This window comes from Suttonella sp. R2A3 (assembly GCF_021513215.1).
Taxonomy (GTDB): Bacteria; Pseudomonadota; Gammaproteobacteria; order Cardiobacteriales; family Cardiobacteriaceae; genus JAHUUI01.
The window spans coordinates 400,057-419,324 of the sequence record NZ_CP090975.1 but is presented as its reverse complement, the minus strand read 5'-3'; the positions used below and the strand labels follow the sequence as shown (position 1 = coordinate 419,324).

At 48.7% G+C, this 19,268-nt stretch carries 18 protein-coding genes and 1 pseudogene; 6 read left to right on the top strand and 13 right to left on the bottom strand.

The window, feature by feature from the left end; all coding sequences use genetic code 11:
* The first annotated feature begins 1 nt into the window (after window position 1).
* Window positions 2-2,773 carry an isoleucine--tRNA ligase gene (gene ileS / locus L0B52_RS02035; protein WP_235064875.1) on the top strand — a complete coding sequence of 924 codons (2,772 nt, stop codon included), beginning with the start codon at window positions 2-4 and terminating at the stop codon, window positions 2,771-2,773.
* 10 nt (window positions 2,774-2,783) lie between these two features.
* Window positions 2,784-3,251: a signal peptidase II gene (gene lspA / locus L0B52_RS02030; RefSeq protein ID WP_235064874.1), complete on the top strand. Its 468-nt coding sequence runs from the start codon at window positions 2,784-2,786 to the stop codon at window positions 3,249-3,251.
* A gap of 44 nt (window positions 3,252-3,295) precedes the next feature.
* Here the strand turns inward: lspA and serS are convergent, their stop codons facing one another.
* The 5 genes from serS to L0B52_RS02005 form a co-directional block, all read right to left on the bottom strand.
* Entirely contained in the window at window positions 3,296-4,573 is a 1,278-nt protein-coding gene (gene serS, locus L0B52_RS02025) for a serine--tRNA ligase (protein ID WP_235064873.1), read from the bottom strand.
* 2 nt (window positions 4,574-4,575) lie between these two features.
* Window positions 4,576-4,920, bottom strand: coding sequence for an outer membrane protein assembly factor BamE (locus L0B52_RS02020; protein WP_235064872.1), 345 nt, complete (start codon window positions 4,918-4,920; stop codon window positions 4,576-4,578).
* Between the two features lie 52 nt (window positions 4,921-4,972).
* A complete protein-coding gene (gene recN, locus L0B52_RS02015) occupies window positions 4,973-6,673 on the bottom strand; it encodes a DNA repair protein RecN (protein ID WP_235064871.1) in 1,701 nt (566 codons plus the stop codon).
* Entirely contained in the window at window positions 6,642-7,559 is a 918-nt protein-coding gene (locus L0B52_RS02010; RefSeq protein ID WP_235064870.1) for an NAD(+)/NADH kinase, read from the bottom strand. The genes recN and L0B52_RS02010 overlap by 32 nt, the downstream gene beginning before the upstream one ends.
* 78 nt (window positions 7,560-7,637) lie before the next feature.
* Complete coding sequence (locus tag L0B52_RS02005) at window positions 7,638-7,988, bottom strand: DUF1289 domain-containing protein (RefSeq protein WP_235064869.1); 351 nt, start codon at window positions 7,986-7,988, stop codon at window positions 7,638-7,640.
* Between the two features lie 70 nt (window positions 7,989-8,058).
* On the opposite strand from L0B52_RS02005, the gene L0B52_RS02000 reads away from it, so the two are divergent.
* Window positions 8,059-8,925, top strand: coding sequence for a complex I NDUFA9 subunit family protein (locus tag L0B52_RS02000; RefSeq protein WP_235064868.1), 867 nt, complete (start codon window positions 8,059-8,061; stop codon window positions 8,923-8,925).
* Here the strand turns inward: L0B52_RS02000 and L0B52_RS01995 are convergent.
* The 8 genes and pseudogenes from L0B52_RS01995 to L0B52_RS01960 form a co-directional block, all read right to left on the bottom strand.
* Window positions 8,922-9,809, bottom strand: coding sequence for a DMT family transporter (locus tag L0B52_RS01995; RefSeq protein WP_235064867.1), 888 nt, complete (start codon window positions 9,807-9,809; stop codon window positions 8,922-8,924). The genes L0B52_RS02000 and L0B52_RS01995 overlap by 4 nt on opposite strands.
* Entirely contained in the window at window positions 9,806-10,456 is a 651-nt protein-coding gene (locus L0B52_RS01990) for a LysE family translocator (protein WP_235064866.1), read from the bottom strand. The genes L0B52_RS01995 and L0B52_RS01990 overlap by 4 nt, the downstream gene beginning before the upstream one ends.
* A 4-nt stretch (window positions 10,457-10,460) precedes the next feature.
* On the bottom strand, window positions 10,461-11,834 hold the full coding sequence (purB, locus tag L0B52_RS01985; RefSeq protein WP_235064865.1) for an adenylosuccinate lyase: 1,374 nt from the start codon (window positions 11,832-11,834) through the stop codon (window positions 10,461-10,463).
* A gap of 12 nt (window positions 11,835-11,846) precedes the next feature.
* The gene (locus tag L0B52_RS01980) at window positions 11,847-12,344 is read right to left on the bottom strand and encodes a phosphatidylglycerophosphatase A (RefSeq protein ID WP_235064864.1); all 498 of its coding nucleotides are present in this window, start codon (window positions 12,342-12,344) and stop codon (window positions 11,847-11,849) included.
* Window positions 12,341-13,341: pseudogene (locus L0B52_RS01975) on the bottom strand (quinone-dependent dihydroorotate dehydrogenase). The gene L0B52_RS01980 and the pseudogene L0B52_RS01975 overlap by 4 nt, the downstream one beginning before the upstream one ends.
* Entirely contained in the window at window positions 13,334-14,401 is a 1,068-nt protein-coding gene (serC, locus tag L0B52_RS01970; protein ID WP_235064862.1) for a 3-phosphoserine/phosphohydroxythreonine transaminase, read from the bottom strand. The pseudogene L0B52_RS01975 and the gene serC overlap by 8 nt, the downstream one beginning before the upstream one ends.
* Window positions 14,402-14,502: 101 nt before the next feature.
* Window positions 14,503-15,531, bottom strand: coding sequence for a tRNA (adenosine(37)-N6)-threonylcarbamoyltransferase complex transferase subunit TsaD (gene tsaD / locus L0B52_RS01965; protein ID WP_235064861.1), 1,029 nt, complete (start codon window positions 15,529-15,531; stop codon window positions 14,503-14,505).
* A gap of 135 nt (window positions 15,532-15,666) precedes the next feature.
* Window positions 15,667-16,023: a roadblock/LC7 domain-containing protein gene (locus L0B52_RS01960; RefSeq protein ID WP_235064860.1), complete on the bottom strand. Its 357-nt coding sequence runs from the start codon at window positions 16,021-16,023 to the stop codon at window positions 15,667-15,669.
* A 180-nt stretch (window positions 16,024-16,203) separates the two neighbouring features.
* On the opposite strand from L0B52_RS01960, the gene tsaE reads away from it, so the two are divergent.
* From tsaE to L0B52_RS01945, 3 genes are read left to right on the top strand one after another with little or no spacing between them, the layout of a single operon-like run.
* Window positions 16,204-16,659, top strand: a complete 456-nt coding sequence (gene tsaE / locus L0B52_RS01955; protein ID WP_235064859.1) for a tRNA (adenosine(37)-N6)-threonylcarbamoyltransferase complex ATPase subunit type 1 TsaE — start codon at window positions 16,204-16,206, stop codon at window positions 16,657-16,659.
* A gap of 7 nt (window positions 16,660-16,666) precedes the next feature.
* Window positions 16,667-18,022, top strand: coding sequence for an N-acetylmuramoyl-L-alanine amidase (locus tag L0B52_RS01950; RefSeq protein WP_235064858.1), 1,356 nt, complete (start codon window positions 16,667-16,669; stop codon window positions 18,020-18,022).
* 55 nt (window positions 18,023-18,077) lie between these two features.
* Window positions 18,078-19,262: an alpha-hydroxy acid oxidase gene (locus L0B52_RS01945; protein WP_235064857.1), complete on the top strand. Its 1,185-nt coding sequence runs from the start codon at window positions 18,078-18,080 to the stop codon at window positions 19,260-19,262.
* Window positions 19,263-19,268 lie beyond the last annotated feature (6 nt).

Sequence of the window (19,268 nt, the reverse complement as noted above, 5' to 3'; positions counted from 1 at the left end):
TATGGCTGACTACAAACATACGCTCAATCTCCCACAAACCGATTTTCCGATGCGCGGAAACTTACCGCAGCGCGAACCGGAAATGCTCGCTTTTTGGCAGGAACGCGACATTTATAACAAACAACGCGAGCAATTTGCGGATAAGCCACGGTTTTTATTACATGATGGGCCTCCATATGCCAATGGCGCGATCCATGTCGGTCATGCGCTGAATAAAATCTTAAAAGACATCATCACCAAATCACGCCATCAATTAGGCTACGACAGTCCGTATGTACCAGGCTGGGATTGCCATGGTTTGCCGATTGAGCAAAAAGTTGAGCAAAAAATCGGTAAACCGGGGCCGAAAGTCAGCGCGAGTGAGTTTCGCCATGCCTGTCGCGAATTTGCTGAAAGTCAGGTCGCGCTGCAAAAAGATGATTTTATTCGCTTAGGTGTTTTTGGCTATTGGGACAAGCCGTATATTACCGCAGCGCCACAAACCGAGGCCGGTATCGTACGTGGTTTGGCCGAGATTGTTCGCCGTGGACATGTGGTTAATGGCTTTAAACCGATTAACTGGTGTTTGGACTGTGGTTCGTCGCTGGCTGAGGCGGAAGTGGAGTATCAGGATAAAACATCCATTTCCATTGATGTGCGTTTTGCGGTGCGTGATATCGCCGACTTACAAAAGCGCTTTGCCTATGATGGGGCGATTGATGCTGCGGATGTGGTGATTTGGACAACAACCCCGTGGACGATTCCAGCAAACGTTGCGGTGAGCGTACATCCAGAGTTTAGCTATGTTCTGGTTCGCGCTTCAGCGGGTGTCTTTATTGTCGCGGCAGATTTGTTAGAAGGTTTGGTTGAACGTTGGCAATTAGATGATGCTGAAGTGTTAGCGCAGATCGATGGCAAGCAGTTAGACGGCTTAAAACTCGCGCATCCTTTTGTCGATGAGCGCGTAGTGCCGGTGGTGTGCGGTGAGCATGTCACACTCGAACAAGGCACTGGCTGTGTGCATACCGCGCCTGCTCATGGGGTTGAAGACTACGATGTCTGTCGCCGCTATGGTTTAGAAATGATCAACATTGTGCTCGGTAACGGGTGTTATAGCGATGATACGCCATATTTTGCCGGGCAGCACGTGTTTAAAGCCAATAGTGCGGTGGTTGATTTATTGCGTGAGCGTGGACGTCTACTACACGATAATAGCTTCACCCACAGTTACCCACATTGCTGGCGCCATAAATCACCAACGATTTATCGCGCGACCACGCAGTGGTTCATCAGCATGGATCAACAAGGTTTGCGTGATACCGCACTGAGTGGTTTAGAAGGCGTGCAGTTTACGCCCGAATGGGGGCGTGCACGCTTAACCAATATGATCGCTGGTCGCCCAGATTGGTGTATCTCACGTCAACGCTATTGGGGTGTGCCGCTGTGTTTCGTGGTGCACAACGAAACCGGTGAGTTACATCCGGATGTGGCGTCAATTATGGAAGAGGCGGCACAGGCGATTGAGAAAAACGGGATCGAAGCGTGGTTTGATTTACCGCTAGAAGTGCTCATTCCTGCAGAAGATCTTGCGAACTATCACAAACTCGATGATGTGCTCGATGTGTGGTTTGATTCGGGTATCACCCATTACGCGGTGTTGCGCGAACGTCCAGAGTTGTCTTATCCGGCGGACCTGTATCTCGAAGGTTCGGATCAGCATCGCGGTTGGTTTCATTCCTCATTACTTACCGGTAGCGCGATTGATGGGCAACCACCTTATCGTGGTTTGCTGACCCATGGCTTTACCGTCGATGAAAAGGGCCACAAGATGAGTAAATCGCTGGGTAATGTGGTCGATCCACAAACGGTGATTAAACAAATGGGCGCTGATGTGCTGCGTCTTTGGGTAGCTTCTGCGGATTACAGCGCCGAAATCAGCCTGTCAAACAATATCTTAAAGCAACGCGCGGATGCCTATCGCCGCATTCGTAATACCTGCCGCTTTTTGCTTGCTAATTTGCATGATTTTGATCCGGCTGCGGATCAAGTCGCGCGTGAGGACATGGTCGCGCTTGACCGTTATGCGGTCTCGCTTGCCTATCAGTTGCAAGAAAAACTACGCCATGCGTATGAGCATTACGAATTCCATCTCATTTATCAGCAGTTGTTTAACTTCTGTTCGGTCGATATGGGTGGGTTCTATCTTGATGTGATTAAAGACCGCCAATACACGATTGCTACCGATAACCGCGCGCGTCGTTCGGCACAAACCGCGATTTATCATATCCTGGAAGCGATGGTGCGCTGGTTGGCGCCAATTTTGAGCTTTACCGCAGAAGAAATTTGGCAGTATATGCCGGGAGAGCGCGCCGAATCGGTCTTTTTAAGCGAATTTTACGATGGTTTGTTTGCCCTTGATGAAGATGATTACGACGCCTCATTCTGGCGATTGTTAATGCAATACCGTGAGCGGGTGAATACGGCGCTAGAACAAGCACGTAAAGAAGGTAGCATTGGTGGTTCTTTAGAAGCCGAAGTGACGCTAACCTTGCCTGAAACAGATCGCGAACAGCTGGCACGACTCGGTGATGAACTGCGCTTTGCCTTTATTGTGTCTTCAGTGACCTTGCACACTGGCGAGCCTGCGGTTGCTGTGAAGCAATCAAGCGCGGCTAAATGTGAGCGCTGCTGGCATCATGTGCCAAGTGTGGGTGAAAATGCTGAACACCCTGATCTTTGCACCCGTTGTGTGGACAATATCAGCAGCGATGGCGAAAATCGCCAGTACGTATAAGGAATACACAATGAGAATAGCAGCGTTAGTACTGGCTTTGCTGTGGGTTGCTTTTGACTATGTCACCAAGCAATGGGCGTTAAGCACACTGGCCGATCAATCGATAGTGGTTAACGAGTATATGAATTTTGCTTTGGCTTTTAACCGCGGGGCGGCCTTTAGTTTTCTTGCAGATCACGGCGGCTGGCAACGCTGGTTGTTTCTTGGCCTGGCTGTGGTGGTGAGTATTTGGTTGATCTACGCCATTCTCACCGAAAAGCCGCAGTGGTTGATGTTGCTGGGTTATGGTTCGATTTTAGGTGGGGCGATTGGTAATGGCTATGACCGCATGGCGCATGGTTATGTGGTTGATTTCATCCAGTGGCATTACCAAAATTATTATTGGCCAACCTTTAATGTTGCTGATATCGCAATTTGTACGGGTGTGGCGCTGATCATCGGCGGATGGTTATTCACTAAATCAGCTGCAAAGACTTGAAGACAGGAACAATGCCGGAGTGGATCCGGCATTGTTCATCAGCTTTACTGCGCAGTAATTTGTGTCAACCCGCCCATATAAGGCTTAAGAACCTCAGGAATCGTGATAGAACCATCCGCGTTTTGGTAGTTCTCTAAAATCGCGACCATGGTGCGGCCTACGGCAAGCCCGGAACCATTAAGTGTGTGAACCAGTTGTGGCTTTTTCTCGCCTGGTTTGCGGTAGCGCGCTTGCATGCGTCGCGCCTGGAAATCGCCACAATTGCTACAAGAAGAGATTTCGCGATAAGCATTTTGTCCGGGTAGCCAGACTTCTATATCATAGGTTTTACGTGCGCCAAAACCCATGTCACCAGTACACAATACGACCGTACGGTAGGGGAGCTCGAGCTTCTGCAGAATCGTTTCCGCGTGTGCGGTAAGCGCTTCGAGTGCATCGTTAGACTCTTCCGGACGAACAATCTGCACCATTTCTACTTTTTCAAACTGATGTTGGCGGATCATGCCACGTACGTCTTTACCGTGCGCACCCGCTTCAGAACGGAAGCATGGCGTTTGTGCAGTGAGACGCAGCGGGAGCTGTTTGTCGTCTAAAATCGTGTCGCGAACTAAATTGGTCAAACTCACTTCTGCGGTTGGGATGAGATAAAAAGCGCGTTCACCAAGCTCGGTTTGGAATAGGTCTTCGCCAAATTTAGGCAGCTGACCTGTGCCGAATAAGCTATCAGCGTTCGCGAGATAAGGCACATAGGTTTCCTGGTAGCCGTGTTCTGCGGTATGCGTGTCGAGCATGAATTGCGCCAGCGCACGGTGCAGGCGAGCTAAAGCGCCGTGTAAAACGGTAAAACGTGCGCCCGCGAGTTTCGCACCTGCGGCAAAATCCAAGCCAATGTGTTCTAAATCGGCGTGTTCTTTAACCGGGAAATCAAATGCACGTGGGCTGCCCCAGCGTCGCACTTCAACGTTATCGTCTTCACTTTCTCCTAACGGTACGCTGTCATCAGGGATATTCGGTAACCCTAACAGTAAATCATTGAGTGCGGCTTGGGTTTCAGCTAAAGCCGCATCAGTACTTTTTTGCTCGTCACCAATGCTCGCGACTTTTGCCATCAACGCATCAGCGCTCTGGCCATTGGCTTTCGCTTTACCAATCGCTTGGGAGAGTGTTTTGCGCTCTGATTGCAGGGTTTCGCTGCGGACTTGTTGTTCTTTACGTGCGGCTTCTAAGCTGGCGTATTGTTCAGCAGGAAAATCAAAACCGCGCTTAGCAAGCGCGGCACGAACAGCTTCTGCGTCTTGGCGCAGCCATTGAATATCGAGCATGGTTAATCCTTCGTGACGTGCAACGGGGTTTGTTGCACCTGAGTAACTTGATTATTGGTATCGTAATCGATGATTAAATCGCGTTGATAGCGGGTGTTGGACTCACCGCTTTTAAAGCGATATAAATAATGATCGCGTTGTGCATGAAAAGGATCATCGAGCAACGGCGCACCAAGTAAGCGATGCACTTGTTGACGGGTCATGCCGGGCTGGATTTGTGCCACCTTTTGCTCATCAAACACATTACCTTGCGCCACATCGACTTGATAAAGAAAGGGCATGCGCGTGCAAGCTGCGGTGAATATCAGCGTGGTTACGATCAGCGGCAAATGTAAACGCATTCTCATGAATAATCCTTGTGGGTAAATGATGGCATTATAAGGTGTTAGCGTGGGAAATTCATCCTCGACGATGATTGTCTGCTGCATCGAGCATGGCTTGTGCATGGCCACGCGAGGTTTCGCTTTCAGCGCTGCCTAACATGCGGGCAATTTCTTGTATGCGTTTTGTCTGATCCAGCGTATGAACGCTCGTGAGTGTACTGTTTTGATCGCTGGTTTTTTCGATATACAAATGATGGTCGGCATAGACTGCGACTTGCGGCAAATGAGTGATACACAGAACCTGTCGATTTTGACTGAGGCGTTGCAGCAATCTTCCTACCGTATCGGCCACTTCGCCACCAATACCGGCATCAATTTCATCAAAAATCACCGTCGGCACCGGGGCTTCATCCAGACAAGCCACTTCTATCGCCAGACTCACGCGCGATAACTCACCCCCAGAGGCGACTTTCGCTAAGGGCTGCAAAGCCTGCCCTGGGTTGGCGCATAAGTGAAAGGTTACCCGATCGAGTCCATGGATGCTCGCTCGCTCACTCGCTTCAACCTCTATTTTAAATTCAGCTTGCACCATACCGAGTTGGCGAATCCATTGTTGAACGTCTTTGGCTAACTGTAAAGTGGCTTTTTTACGGGCCTCACGAAGTTCTAAAGCGGCTTTTTGGTAGTGAGCTTCCGCTTGCTGACATTGTGCTTCTAGCTGGTTTTGACTGTCTTGTTGCGAACTAAGTGCGTCATATTCTTGCTGCAAGTCTTGCCAATGTGCGCCTAATTCATCAGGCGAGCGGTGGTGTTTGCGCGCTAAAGTGTGTAGTGCATTCATCCGCGTTTCAATCTCAGCGAGCTGCTGGGGATCATGCTCGATGCGACTTAGCTGGCGATTGAGTGCATCTGCTGCCTCATCTAAGTAAATAGCGCTCTGACTGAGTAGCTCGGCGATTTCAGCAAAGCGAGGGTCAATCCCATGCAGCGCGTCAGCGCTGTGTTGTGCTTGACGGACGCCGCTGGTTAATGCCTGATCGCTGTCTTGCAGCATATCAAGCAAACGGCCACCTTGGCTCAGGATGTTATCGGCATTAGCCAGGATATGTTGTTCTGCAGAAATTGTCTCAAACTCACCAGTTTGAGGATTAATTTCTTCAAGTTCGTCGAGTTGGTAGCGCAACAGGCTTAAACGTTCTTCGTGTTCACTACGCGCATTTTGCCAATCCTGGTATTGGGCTGTTAATTGTTGCCAGCTGCGATAGGCGGCGCTGGTTTTCTCTAATAATTGCTCATTGCTGGCAAAGCGATCTAAACGTTCTCGTTGTGCTTCGCTTTTGATTAATGATTGATTGCTATGCTGACCATGAATACTTAGCAACGACTCGCTTAAGTTTCTCAGCTTTGCGCTAGTCACGGATTTATCGTTACAAAAAGCTTTACTGCCGTTTTCACGCACGCTGCGACGAATAATACATTCGCTCGGCATGTCATCATTGGCTAAAGCTTCGTCAGCAAGGGTATTTTGTAGTGGCTCTGGAATAGCACTAAAAAGCGCTTGCACTAACGCTTGCTCAGCTCCATGGCGAATAGCACTGGAATCTGCACGCTCACCAAGCGCTAAGGAAACCGCATCGATCAAAATGGATTTACCAGCACCCGTTTCACCGGTTAATACGTTAAAACCAGGTTGAAAATGAATACTGCTACGCTCAATGATTGCTAATTGTTCGATGCTGAGTGCTTCAAGCATCATCGCTCCCGGGGCTGCGGTCATAGCTTATTTCGCCAGCAACACCCCAATGGAATTTTTCACGTAAGCGCTGCTGGAATTTATACTGCGCAGGGTGGATGACGTTGAGCTCTTGTGCTTGTCGCACAACCACCTGATCACCAGCTTGCATGATGTATTCTTCCTGTCCATCGATGGTCAGCTGAACGTCTTTAAAGCGTTCACGGTTCAAGCAGGCGCGAATGACGCGTTGGGCGTCAAGAACCACCGGGCGCTGCATTAAAGTATGCGGACAAATCGGCACGAGCAGGGTGGCTGGTAAAGAAGGTTCGACAATTGGCCCACCTGCCGATAGTGCGTAAGCAGTCGATCCGGTCGGGGTGGCAATAATCAAGCCGTCGGCGCGGTAGTGCGCGAGAAAGCGCTCGCGGGTATAAACCTCTAAATCAATCATCCGCGCCATATTGCGCTTGTGAATGACCGCATCATTGACGGCATAAAAAGTTGCCTGACAAACGCCATCATTTTCCACGCTTACATGCAAGGTATGGCGGATTTCGCTGCAGTAGTGACCTTCGAAGATGGTTGAAAGCTCCTGTTCTAAGGTGGCTCCGGGAATATCTGCGAGAAAGCCTAAATGACCAGCGTTGATGCCCACTAAGGGGATTTGGTGCTCAAGCAGCATGCGGCCAGCGTACAGGAATGTTCCATCACCGCCGATCACCACACATAAATCGACTTCATCGGGCCATGCGCTAATCGACATACTACGCGGATGATCCTGCAGCGCTTCAGGCATGGTGTGTTGATCAAGGCTATAAGCGATGTGCTGATCATCGAGCAGCGCAATGACGCGGCGAATGGTGTCTTCAACATCATGCAAGCGGTATTTGCCGATGATGCCGATGTGCTTAAAAACAGGTTGTGGCATAAATAGTAACGCACGCAAAAAATAATCTATTCATTATATCGTTAATTAAAAGCCATGCCCACCGCAAACCATCTGCGTTTAAAACAACGATAGCTGCGGACTCTCTTCATCATCTTTAGGAGTAACTTTTTTCGGTTGTTCGGTGGGTGTTTTACGTTTATTAGCGTTAAACAAATCGAGCTGACGGGGCGTTGGTTGAGTGGGCGCATGTTGACGCTCGGCAACGCTTTGTAAGTAAGCTGCGCGTTTATACGCCAGTTTGCGGCGATAACATTTGCGTAATACACGCCGCTTTTCCTCATCATCGTATTCTTCCCAATGTATGCGCTCATCCATATGCCGCATGCAGGTACGGCAATAGCGTTGTCGATTAAAGCGACAAATCTGCTGACAGGGGTTTTCAATAGGGAAAGATTCAAGCTGCTTCATTGCGTTATTATAACCTGTACAGGGCGTTTATTTTGCTATTGTTTAGGGGAATCATTAGTGAGGGAGCGCTATGAAGATTGCGGTAACAGGGGGCACAGGTTTTGTTGGACAAGCTGTTGTGGCCAGATTGCGTGAAAAAGATCACGAGGTGGTGATTTTATCGTCCTCACAATCGGGAATCAAGGATGGAGTGCTTTTACGCCAGGTTGATTATCATGATGTGAATGCATTGGCTGAAGCGATGGATGGCTGTGATGGGGCGATTCATCTGGTCGGTATTTTGCACGAACACGGTGAGCAATCCTTTGAATGGGTACATCATGCCTTAGTTCGCAATGTGGTTAAGGCGACCGCTCAGGCAGGGATTAAAGACTATATCCACATGTCCGCCCTCGGGGTGGAACATCGAGGTCCAAGTCAGTATCTTAAAACAAAAGCGGCAGGTGAGGCAGCCGCTTTTGAATTGGCTAAAACACACGATATACGTATGGTCAGCCTGCGCCCATCGATTATCTTTGGTGAGGATGATAACTTTTTTAATCAGTTTGCGCGTCTGTTGCGCTATCTGCCGGTGATGCCGCTGGTTTGCCACAAAGCTCAGTTTCAGCCGGTGGCTGTAGAAGATGTTGCACACGCTTTTGTATGGGCGCTGGAATCGTCAGTAGATCGCACAAGCTATGAGCTTGGTGGCAGGGAAGTGTTAACCATGCGTGAGGTGATCGCCAGGGTGTGCGAAACCTACGATTGGAAGCGTTTGATTATTCCACTACCCGATAGTGTGTCAAGAATTCAGGGTAAGATTATGGGGATGATGCCTAATGCACCGTTTACCTACGATAATTATTTAAGCATGCAAGTGCCGAATACTACCCAACAAGCACCATGGTCAGAAATGGGGATTGAACCTAAACCAATCACCATTAAACGCTTATTTTAAGCAGCTTTTTTCTTGGCCACTGAACCAAGATAGATCGCAAGCAGGGTGAGTGACGCGCCTGTCCACTGTAAACCATTAATCGATTTGTCGAGTAATAAATAATCAATAATTAACGCAGCAACGGGTTCGCTGAGCAAAATAAGTCCGGTGAGTGCCAATGAGAGGCGCGGAATCGCCCAAGCAATCATCGTCCATGCCAAACTTTGCATCACTAAGCCATAAGTGGCGACTAAGGCGATATCGTGCCAGTTAGTCGGGAAAAACGCAGCATCACTCAATAGTGCAATTGGTAGGATCGCAAACGCGCCACTGAAATTGAGTACCACCATCAATGGGACTAATGGCGTGGGTTCACTGGCATGAGTGAGACGAATCGCGGTCATCGAAGCCGCAAGCATCGCTGCTGATAGACCGCCGCTAATAAATCCCCAAGTCGCCGCGCTGTTATGTGCGAACTCAGGACTGGCAATCAGGCCAACGCCAATAATGGCTAAAAACAGGCTGAAAGTTTGCTGCAGGCTAAGGCGTTCCTGAAAGAGTATCCAACCCAGAGCAGCGAGGAAAAATATCTGCAGGCTATTGAGTAGGGTGGAAATCCCAGGGCCAACCGCGTAAATGCTTTCATGCCATAGTGATAAATCAACGGCAAGAAAAATCCCTGACAAACCGGCAAAAACGATGGCGCGTCGGTTTTTGGGCAGGTGATCACGACGAAGCATAAATAGAGCGCCAAATACCACGCCACCAATCAACATTCGCCAAAAAGCAATCGCATAGGCACCAATCGGCACAAAGGCAACGATTAAGCTGCCTAAGCCGAAAATCACACAGCCAATCATCAATCCGGTGATTGCTGTGGCGCGCTCGCGTCGTGTAATACTCATGAGTGTACTTTACTGAGTAATAGCCGTAGTGCGAACAAACATAACACCCCACCCATCACCCGATCAAACCAATGGCCGACGCAATTAAACCAAGCCCTTATTGACTGACGAGAAAATAGAGTAGCGACTAAAACAAACCACAGTGCGGTAGTGATACACATCCAAAGACCATAAAACGCCTGCACGGTGAGCGGCGTACTGGGTGCAACCACGGTGGTGAAAATAGCTAAGAAAAAGAGCGTGGCTTTGGGGTTGGTTGCGTTGGTGAGAAAGCCTCGCCAAAACGCTTTCTTTGCACTCAATGTATCGGGCATTGTGCAGGCTGTGTCCTGGATGGGGGATGTGGCAGGGCGGGCGCGCAGTAGATGCCAGCTTAGCCACAATAAATACCCCGCACCAAGCAATTTGGCCGTCCACATTAGCCAAAGATGACTTTTCAGCAGGATGCCAATCCCGAGCAAAGTATAGGCCACATGCACGCCAATGCCACAACCGATGCCTAAGGCGGTAATAATACCTAAGCGCCGGCCGTGACGAACACTTTGACTGATAATCACCGCAAAATCGGGCCCTGGCGACATCAGCGCTAAAAAATGCGCGATCGCCAGCAACGTAAATTGCGACAAACCCGGGTAATCAGCGCTCATACGCTTATGCGTTTTTACTCAAAGAAACGGCTAGGCCAATATACTCGCCTGGTTTCAGCGTACGTAAGCGTGCTTTTGCCTCATCAGGTAAGTCTAGGGTATCGATAAACTCAGCCAGCTTTTCTGGAGTGATTTTTTGTCCACGGGTCAGCGCTTTAAGTTTTTCATAAGGCTCTGGGATGTCGTAGCGGCGCATAACCGTTTGTACGGCCTCACCGAGTACTTCTGGGTTGGCGGCAAGATCGGCAGCAATCACTTCATGGTTGGTTTCGAGTTTGCCAATCCCTTTTTCTAATGCAGCTAAGGCAATAAGGGTGTGACCAAAGGCGGTACCAAGACTTCGTAGCGCGGTAGAATCGCTCAAATCGCGCTGAAAACGCGACACAGGGAGTTTTGCTGCAAGATGCTGAGCCAGTGCGTTGGCGATACCAAAGTTTCCTTCGGCGTTTTCAAAATCAATCGGGTTGACTTTATGCGGCATGGTTGACGAACCTACCTCACCAGCAATCACTTTTTGTTTGAAATAGTTGACGCTGATATAGCCCCAGATATCACGCGCAAAATCGAGCAGGATGGTGTTGATTCGCGCCACATTATCGAGCAATTCTGCAATGTAATCGTGTGGCTCGATTTGGGTGGTCATTGGGTTGTAGGTGAGTTGCAACGTCTCGCTAACAAAAGTTTGCGCCAATGCGGGCCAATCAATATCTGGGTAGGTAATGTGGTGGGCATTAAAGTTTCCGACTGCGCCGTTGATTTTACCGAGCATTTCTTGATGTTTAAGCTGATTGAGCTGGCGAGAAAGGCGGGCGTGCACATTAGCGATTTCTTTACCCAAGGTGGTCGGGGAGGCTGGTTGGCCGTGGGTGCGCGCGAGCATCGCGGTTTGGGCTTCGCGCGCGCTGAGCTCGGCAAGCGCATCAGTAATCCGTTGATAGCGCGCGAGCAGTAGATCACGGCCATCACGCAGCATTAACGCATAAGAGAGGTTGTTGATGTCTTCAGAGGTACAGGCAAAATGGGTGAATTCGATTTTGCCTTTAAGTTCATCGTTGGCGCTCAAATCTTCTTTTAAGCGGTATTCAACCGCTTTAACATCATGGTTGGTAGTGCGCTCAATCGTTTTAATCGCTTCAGCGGTTTCTAAATCAAAGCCTTCATACAATGCGTTGATAAATGCAGCGCCTTCATCACTTAGTGGTTGTAATTCTTCAATTTGCGGGTGGTTGGCGAGTGTTTGGAGCCAACGCAGCTCAACGCGATAGCGGTATTTGATTAAACCGTATTCACTGAAAATCTCACGAAGATCGGCTGTTTTATCGCCATAGCGGCCATCAACGGCAGAAACAGCGGTCAAAGCATTGAACGAAAGCGTCATAAAAGGTTCCTTTTAATAAAATAATTCGGCAGATAGCCATAGTACGATTAGCGCAAAAATACCCGCCAGTACGTCGTCAATCATAATCCCTAGACCACCAGGGACACGTTGATCGAGCCAATGAATCGGTGGTGGTTTAACGATGTCAAAGAATCGAAATAGGATAAAGGCAGCGAGGGCGCACCACCATAATCCCCAATGGGCTAATAAACTTGGTGGCAAACACACAAGCACCAACCACACGCCAACAAATTCATCCCAAACAATGCCGGAAAAATCATGTACGCCTAAATCTTTGGCGGTTTGTCCACATAAATAGATGCCAATAATAAAGCTTGCCAGTAGTAATAGTACACCAAACCAACTGCCAATCAGCCATTGTTGAAAGGGCAAAAATAGCACCACAGCGGCTAAAGTGCCCCAAGTGCCAGGTGCCGGGGTGATTAAGCCGCTACCCAAACCAAAAGCCAAAAAATGGGTTGGGTTTTTAATCAGTTGTGACAATGTCATGTTTTTGCAGCCTGCAAGCACTCACGTACCAAGCGTGGGCCATGATAAATCAAACCACTATAGACTTGTACGAGATCCGCACCAGCGGCAAGTTTGTCCTGATAGTCGGTCGCGCTCATCACACCACCAGCCGCGATTAACGCGATATCAGGCAATTGACCGCGGATGCTGTGAATAATCTGGGTACTGTGTTCGGTTAGTGGTGCGCCAGAAAGGCCGCCTTCTTGGTCGGCATATTTATGTGTGCGAACGCGGCTTTTGTCCAATGTCGTATTCGTTGCGATAATCCCATCAATACCGCTATCGCTGATAATGGTTAACATCTCGCGCAAAGCTTGATCGTCATTATCAGGGGCGATTTTAACCACTAACGGCACATAACGCCCATGCTGTTCTTGTGCCTTGGTTTGCGCCTGCTTTAAACCTGTGAGCAGATCTCCTAAGGCCTGGCCGTGTTGCAGGTCACGTAATCCGGCGGTGTTCGGTGAGGAAATATTGATCGTTAGATAATCCGCTGAAGGGTAGGCTTTATTTAGCCCGATAAGGTAGTCATCTAAGGCCCGTTCATTCGGCGTGTGTTTGTTTTTACCAAGGTTAATCCCGAGCAGGGTGTCTCGTTGTTGTGCGCTACGGCGCAGGTTATTTAACAGCGCGTCAATGCCGTGGTTATTAAACCCCATGCGGTTGATGATTGCTTGATGTTCGGGCAAGCGAAACAGGCGCGGTTTAGGGTTGCCGGGTTGTGCGAGCGGGGTGACGGTGCCGACTTCGATAAAACCAAAACCCATGCGTGCAAACGCATCGACTGCGACCCCGTTTTTATCCAATCCTGCAGCAAGCCCTAATCGATTAGGAAAGCGTAGGCCCATGAGGGTGATCGGATCACGGTGGGTAAAGAGGGGATCAGCCATGGGAAATGGCTGAGCGTATCTAAGGTCAGATTGTGAATGCGTTCGGCATCAAAACGAAAAAGTAGCGGGCGGATGAATTTATACATGACGCGTGGCGAAATCGTTCATAAAGTCGATTAAGGCATCGACACTACGCATTTCCAAGGCGTTATACAAACTCGCACGTAGTCCACCAACTGAGCGGTGACCTTTCAAGCCATTCAACCCTTGGGCTTCTGCTTCGCGAGCAAAGGCGATGTCTAAATCTTGTGATGGGGTGCGGAAAATGACGTTCATTGTCGAACGGTAGCGCGGATCAACATCGTTATGATAAAAATCAAGCCCGTCAATTGCTGCGTATAATTTAGTGGATTTTTCTTGCGCATAGTCAGCAAAATACGTGATCCCACCTTTTTCTTCCATCCAATGCAGGACTTTATTGAGTAAATAAATTTGCCAGGTTGGCGGGGTGTTATACAAAGAATTGGCATCGGCATGGGTTTTATAACAATAGAATTTTGCCAGTTCAGGATGGTCTTCTAAATAGTCTTCACGCACAAAAACCAGCGCAAGGCCAGATGGCGCAAGGTTTTTTTGCACTCCACCATAGACCACGGCACAACGTTCCCAGGGCAACTCACGGCTAAAATAATCCGATGACGCATCTATCACTAAAGGCACATCAACTTCAGGAAATACCGGAAATTGTAAGCCATTAACCGTCTCATTACTGGTGAGATGTAGATAAGAAAATGGTTTCTCAAGTTCGAGTGATTCAGGCAGGGTGGTGTAATCGTTGATCGCGCCATCCCAAACGACTTCCATACGACCAACGCGATTGGCTTCCTGCAACGCTTTTTTCGCCCAAATCCCGGATTTAACAATCGCGGCAATATCATTGTTACCAAGCAAATTTTGCGCGCTCATGGCAAATTGCTGGCTCGCACCACCGGGTAATAACAACGGCTTAAATTGCTCCGGTGCGCCGCTTAAACGTTGCGCTAATTGCAATGCCTCTTCGTGAATCTGCATGAATGCTTGACTGCGATGGGAAATCTCCATCATCGACATGCCGGTGTCAGCAAAGTTGGTCAGCTCAGCTTGCGCGGCTTCAAGCACACTTAATGGCAGTGTACAAGGTCCGGCACAGAAATTATGAATGCGCACGATAAACAATCTTCCCGATGAAAAAAACGCTAACTTAGCACTGCATCAGCGTAAGTGCAACAGAGCGTTTATTTCATGGATTGGTGATCTAGAGAAAACCCTTAAATAGCTGCGATGTCACTGAGTGGCCAACGCGCTCGCGCATCAATATTCAAATCGTGAGTTCCGGCTTGTTGTGCACGTAGCGCACCCACATAAGCAATCATCAAGGCATTATCGGTGCATAAGGCTTTAGGTGGGAAAAATACCCGTTTGTTGTGTTTTTGGGCGCTGTCTTCTAACGCCTGTCTGAGCGTTTGATTGGCGCTCACACCACCAGCCACCACTAAATCACGATAGCCGGTATGTGCCCAGGCACGCTGACATTTAATCACTAACGTATCGGCAATCGTTTGTTGAAAACTGGCGGCAATATTGGCCCGCGCTTGTGCCTCGCTGTTTTCAGAGGATTCAATTAACAGGCGTACTTGGGTTTTTAAACCGCTAAAGCTCATATCCATCCCCGGGCGATTAACCATCGGGCGCGAGAGTTTGAATGATTGTGGATCGCCATCTTCGGCAAGTTTGGCGAGCTCAGGCCCGCCTGGGTAGAGTAGGCCCATCAGTTTGGCTGTTTTATCAAAAGCCTCACCCACCGCGTCATCCAACGTTTGCCCGAGCATTTGATAGTCACCAGGGGCGTTGACTGCCATGAGTTGCGTATGCCCACCAGAAACCAATAAGGCAACAAAAGGGTATTCGGGTTGCTCATCACCGAGCATCGGCGAGAGGAGGTGGCCTTCCATATGATGGATGCCAAGGGCTGGTTTATTCAGACTAAACGCTAAAGAGCGCGCAAAAGCCGCACCGGTCATTAGCGCACCGAGTAATCCCGGGCCTGCTGTATAGGCAATGACATCGATATCGCTCAATTGCCGTTTAGCACTCGTTAGCGCTTCATCGAGTAAAATAGGCAGGCGACGCATATGATCACGCGCCGCTAATTCGGGCACAACGCCACCGTGCTCGCGGTGTAAAGGGATTTGCGAGAATACTTCGTTCGCTAAAATACCTTGCTCGGGATGATAGATGGCAACAGCTGTTTCATCACAGGAAGATTCTACAGCCAATACGGTTGGTTTATGGGTCATGAAGCGTCTGTTTAATACGGTTTGCCGGTCATTATACACGGACGTTTGGCAGATCTGGGCTAAGATAGCTTACGCCAAGAGATGCGACAGGCAGTGATTATCGGCCTGTATTGATGGATTTAACCGGGTCTCGGTTTAGGAGAAATCCAATTCTTTTTCAAACGCGCGTAATTGATGACGGGCAAGCGCAAGGTTTGAGCGTTGACGTTCAAGGACCAAGTACAGAAATAAATTCTCGTTGCGGTCTAATGGGCGAATGATATGGTGACTTTTCGACAGTGAAATCAAAATATCTTCGATGGTTTCATCAAGGTTGAGTGTGGTTAACGTACGTTGTTTGGCGCGTAAAACCTCAGTATTGCCCGCTGCAGCGAGTTCTAAATTAAGACCTTCGCCAATAGTTGCCAAAGATAATCCACTGTCGCAATCGACCAATGCAGCAGCGCGGAATCCATCGATGTCTTCGAGCGCTGTTAAATCCAATCTTGCCATAAATTTACCTCATCAAATAAACGCTTTTAATCAAATATTTTAACAAATGAAAGTCGAGGTGTCTAATAAATATTTAATTTTTACTCATTTTCGACAATACCTGAAAGACATTTTTACCCTTTTTTAAAAGTAAGTTATGATTGTTCGTTCTTATTTATGTATAACGCTCACTTTTAGTGCATGATAGCAAAACGACAGACTTTTGATATTACCGATATTAATGACTTAACTCAGTGGGTTAACTCGGCACAAACCTATTTCTTGGGAAAAGTTATCTATCTTACTGGTGATTTAGGCAGCGGGAAAACAACTTTTGCCCAACAATGGCTTCGCAGTCTTGGGGTTCGTGGCGCGATCACCAGTCCAACGTATACCATAGCCAATGAATACAGCTTGGAAGATGGGCAGCGCGCGATTCACGCGGATTTGTATCGTATCCATGATCCGGAGGAGTTGATTTATTTAGATGTGCGTGATTGGACAGAAAATAGCGCTATTATTTTGATAGAATGGCCAGAAATAGGCGAAGGGTTGCTACCTCCTGCAGATGCGCACGTGCATCTATCTTTAGAAGGTGAGCGGCGGTATTTGGTTTGGCAGGAGGCATGCTCTGCTTCCGTTATCGAAAAGGATTAACAGGATAATGATGCAACGATGGCGATGGTTTTTGGTGTTAATCACCAGCCTCATAGTATGGTCTACGGCCCAAGCAGTCACCCTCGAAAATCTTCGCGCCAATCGATTGCCCGATAAGGTGCAAATTGTGCTGGATATCGATAAGCCCAGCGAATTTATGCAGTTTAGTTTGTCTTCACCACCGCGTATTGTGCTCGATTTTCCCAATGGCAAACGAACGGGTCGAGCCGGGTTGCAGCTTGATGATGGTGCGGTTGGTCGTGTACGTACCGGGCAGCGCAATGAAGAAATGCTGCGTGTGGTGATTGATCTTAATTATGTGGCCAAAGTTAATATCTATACCGCACCTCCTGGGGGTAATCGTGGGCACCGTATTGTGGTCGATGTGTATGATCAAAATATTCAGCCCGCACTCACTTTAGAATCGCTCAGTGGTGCGCAATCGCCAGAAGTGGTTTTTGCGGGTGGGCCGTTGCCGCGCGTGCCTGGCGTACCCACGCAAACACCCCCTGCACCGAACCCACCGACACCACCACAGCCTGAAAAACCCAGTGTGGATCAAACGGCAGTCATGACGGTTGAGCGCAGTATTTCCCCCACCGGTCAGGTGCAAGAGCAGAAAACCTTGCCGACGCCTGTGCCGTTTAATAAAGATATTGTGGTCGCTATCGACCCAGGTCATGGTGGTAAAGATCCTGGTGCGCTGAGTAGCGCAACCGGGCTGCGTGAAAAGAACGTGGTATTAGAGATTGGTAAGCGCCTGCGACGTATTCTTAATGAAAAAGAAGGCTATCGCGCGGTGATGACACGCGACACAGATATCTATATTCCGCTGTATCGACGAATGACGATTGCCCGCGAGAAAGGTGCGGATTTATTTGTCTCGATTCATGCGGATGCGGTTGAAAAAGGTCTGCCTACCGGTTCGTCGGTATACATTCTCTCAACCCGTGGTGCTTCTTCACAATTAGCAAAATATCTCGCGAACAAAGAAAACGCTGTGGATCTAAAGTGGGGCGTGGATGTGAGCAAATACGATTCTGATATTCAAGAAGCGTTACTCAATATTCAACAAGAAGCGACGCTCGAATCGAGTAATATTTTGGCCGAACAGACCATTAGAGAATTAGCGCGTGTTGGCGATGTGCATAAATCCAATGTGGAGCGAGCAAACTTTGTGGTCTTGCGTTCGCCGGATATTCCTTCAATGCTGGTTGAAACCGCGTTTATTTCAACGCCTGCGGAAGCGCGTTTGCTCGCGCAACCAGCCTATCAAGAAAAGCTTGCGAACGGGATTGCTAATGGTATCGAGCAGTATTTTAAAGAGCATTTACCGCAGCATATGTTGCTTGGCGCGCAATAATGGGTTAGATCATCGTTGCGCATAATAATAAAAAGCCCATTAAAAAGGAGAAACGATGATTGTTGCCCCACCATTAGAGAAGATCACCTGTATTGAAGACTTGCGCAGGGTGGCTAAACACCGTGTGCCTAATATGTTCTATGACTATGCCGATTCAGGGTCATGGACAGAGTCGACGTATCGCAATAACGAAACTGCTTTTCGTGAGATAAAGCTCAAACAACGTGTTGCGGTTGATATGAGCGGGCGCAGCACGCAAACCACGATGATTGGTGAAAAGGTTGCTATGCCGGTTGCGATTGCACCAACCGGGCTTACCGGGATGCAGCATGCTGATGGGGAGATTCTCGCGGCACAGGCTGCGGAGGCGTTTGACGTTCCTTTTAGCTTATCAACGATGAGTGTCTGCTCAATCGAAGATATTGCCACGCACACCTCAAAGCCATTTTGGTTCCAGCTCTATGTGATGAAAGATCAGGCCTTTTTAAACAATACCATTGATCGTGCGAAGGCAGCAGGCTGCTCAGCGTTAATCATCACTCTGGATCTACAAGTGCTTGGTCAGCGTCATAAAGACATTAAAAATGGTCTATCGACACCGCCTAAACCGACGATTGCCAATATGCTTAATTTAGCAACCAAGCCTTACTGGTGCTGGCATATGCTACAAACGAAACGACGCAGCTTTGGCAATATTGTCGGGCATGCTAAAAATGTTAGCGACTTAAGCTCGCTGTCTTCGTGGACCGCCGAACAGTTCGATCCAAGCCTGTCATGGGATGATGTGGCGCGGATAAAAGACCGCTGGGGTGGGAAGATTATTCTCAAAGGAATTATGGAGCCTGAGGACGCTGAATTGGCGGTCAAAAGTGGCGCGGATGCGTTAATCGTTTCCAATCATGGCGGACGACAACTCGATGGTGCGCCTGCAACAATTGATAAACTCCCGCAAATTGTTGACGCTGTTGGTAGCGATATAGAAGTATGGATGGATAGCGGTATCCGCAGTGGCCAAGACGTGCTAAAAGCTTGGGCGCTGGGTGCACGTGGAACGATGATCGGACGCGCCTTTCTTTATGGCTTGGGCGCTTACGGGCGTGCAGGGGTTGATAAAGCACTCAGCCTAATCCACAACGAGCTTGATGTGACGATGGCATTTTGTGGCCATAGGGATATCAATACCGTTAACCGCGATATTTTGTTGCCGGGAACCTATCCTACCGCGGATCTTTATCGTTAACCGGGT

Coding starts and splice junctions, on each gene's coding strand:
- ileS (WP_235064875.1), top strand. CDS start 2: ATGGCTGACTACAAACATACGCTCAATCTCCCACAAACCGATTTTCCG.
- lspA (WP_235064874.1), top strand. CDS start 2,784: ATGAGAATAGCAGCGTTAGTACTGGCTTTGCTGTGGGTTGCTTTTGAC.
- serS (WP_235064873.1), bottom strand. CDS start 4,573: ATGCTCGATATTCAATGGCTGCGCCAAGACGCAGAAGCTGTTCGTGCC.
- L0B52_RS02020 (WP_235064872.1), bottom strand. CDS start 4,920: ATGAGAATGCGTTTACATTTGCCGCTGATCGTAACCACGCTGATATTC.
- recN (WP_235064871.1), bottom strand. CDS start 6,673: ATGACCGCAGCCCCGGGAGCGATGATGCTTGAAGCACTCAGCATCGAA.
- L0B52_RS02010 (WP_235064870.1), bottom strand. CDS start 7,559: ATGCCACAACCTGTTTTTAAGCACATCGGCATCATCGGCAAATACCGC.
- L0B52_RS02005 (WP_235064869.1), bottom strand. CDS start 7,988: ATGAAGCAGCTTGAATCTTTCCCTATTGAAAACCCCTGTCAGCAGATT.
- L0B52_RS02000 (WP_235064868.1), top strand. CDS start 8,059: ATGAAGATTGCGGTAACAGGGGGCACAGGTTTTGTTGGACAAGCTGTT.
- L0B52_RS01995 (WP_235064867.1), bottom strand. CDS start 9,809: ATGAGTATTACACGACGCGAGCGCGCCACAGCAATCACCGGATTGATG.
- L0B52_RS01990 (WP_235064866.1), bottom strand. CDS start 10,456: ATGAGCGCTGATTACCCGGGTTTGTCGCAATTTACGTTGCTGGCGATC.
- purB (WP_235064865.1), bottom strand. CDS start 11,834: ATGACGCTTTCGTTCAATGCTTTGACCGCTGTTTCTGCCGTTGATGGC.
- L0B52_RS01980 (WP_235064864.1), bottom strand. CDS start 12,344: ATGACATTGTCACAACTGATTAAAAACCCAACCCATTTTTTGGCTTTT.
- tsaD (WP_235064861.1), bottom strand. CDS start 15,531: ATGACCCATAAACCAACCGTATTGGCTGTAGAATCTTCCTGTGATGAA.
- L0B52_RS01960 (WP_235064860.1), bottom strand. CDS start 16,023: ATGGCAAGATTGGATTTAACAGCGCTCGAAGACATCGATGGATTCCGC.
- tsaE (WP_235064859.1), top strand. CDS start 16,204: ATGATAGCAAAACGACAGACTTTTGATATTACCGATATTAATGACTTA.
- L0B52_RS01950 (WP_235064858.1), top strand. CDS start 16,667: ATGATGCAACGATGGCGATGGTTTTTGGTGTTAATCACCAGCCTCATA.
- L0B52_RS01945 (WP_235064857.1), top strand. CDS start 18,078: ATGATTGTTGCCCCACCATTAGAGAAGATCACCTGTATTGAAGACTTG.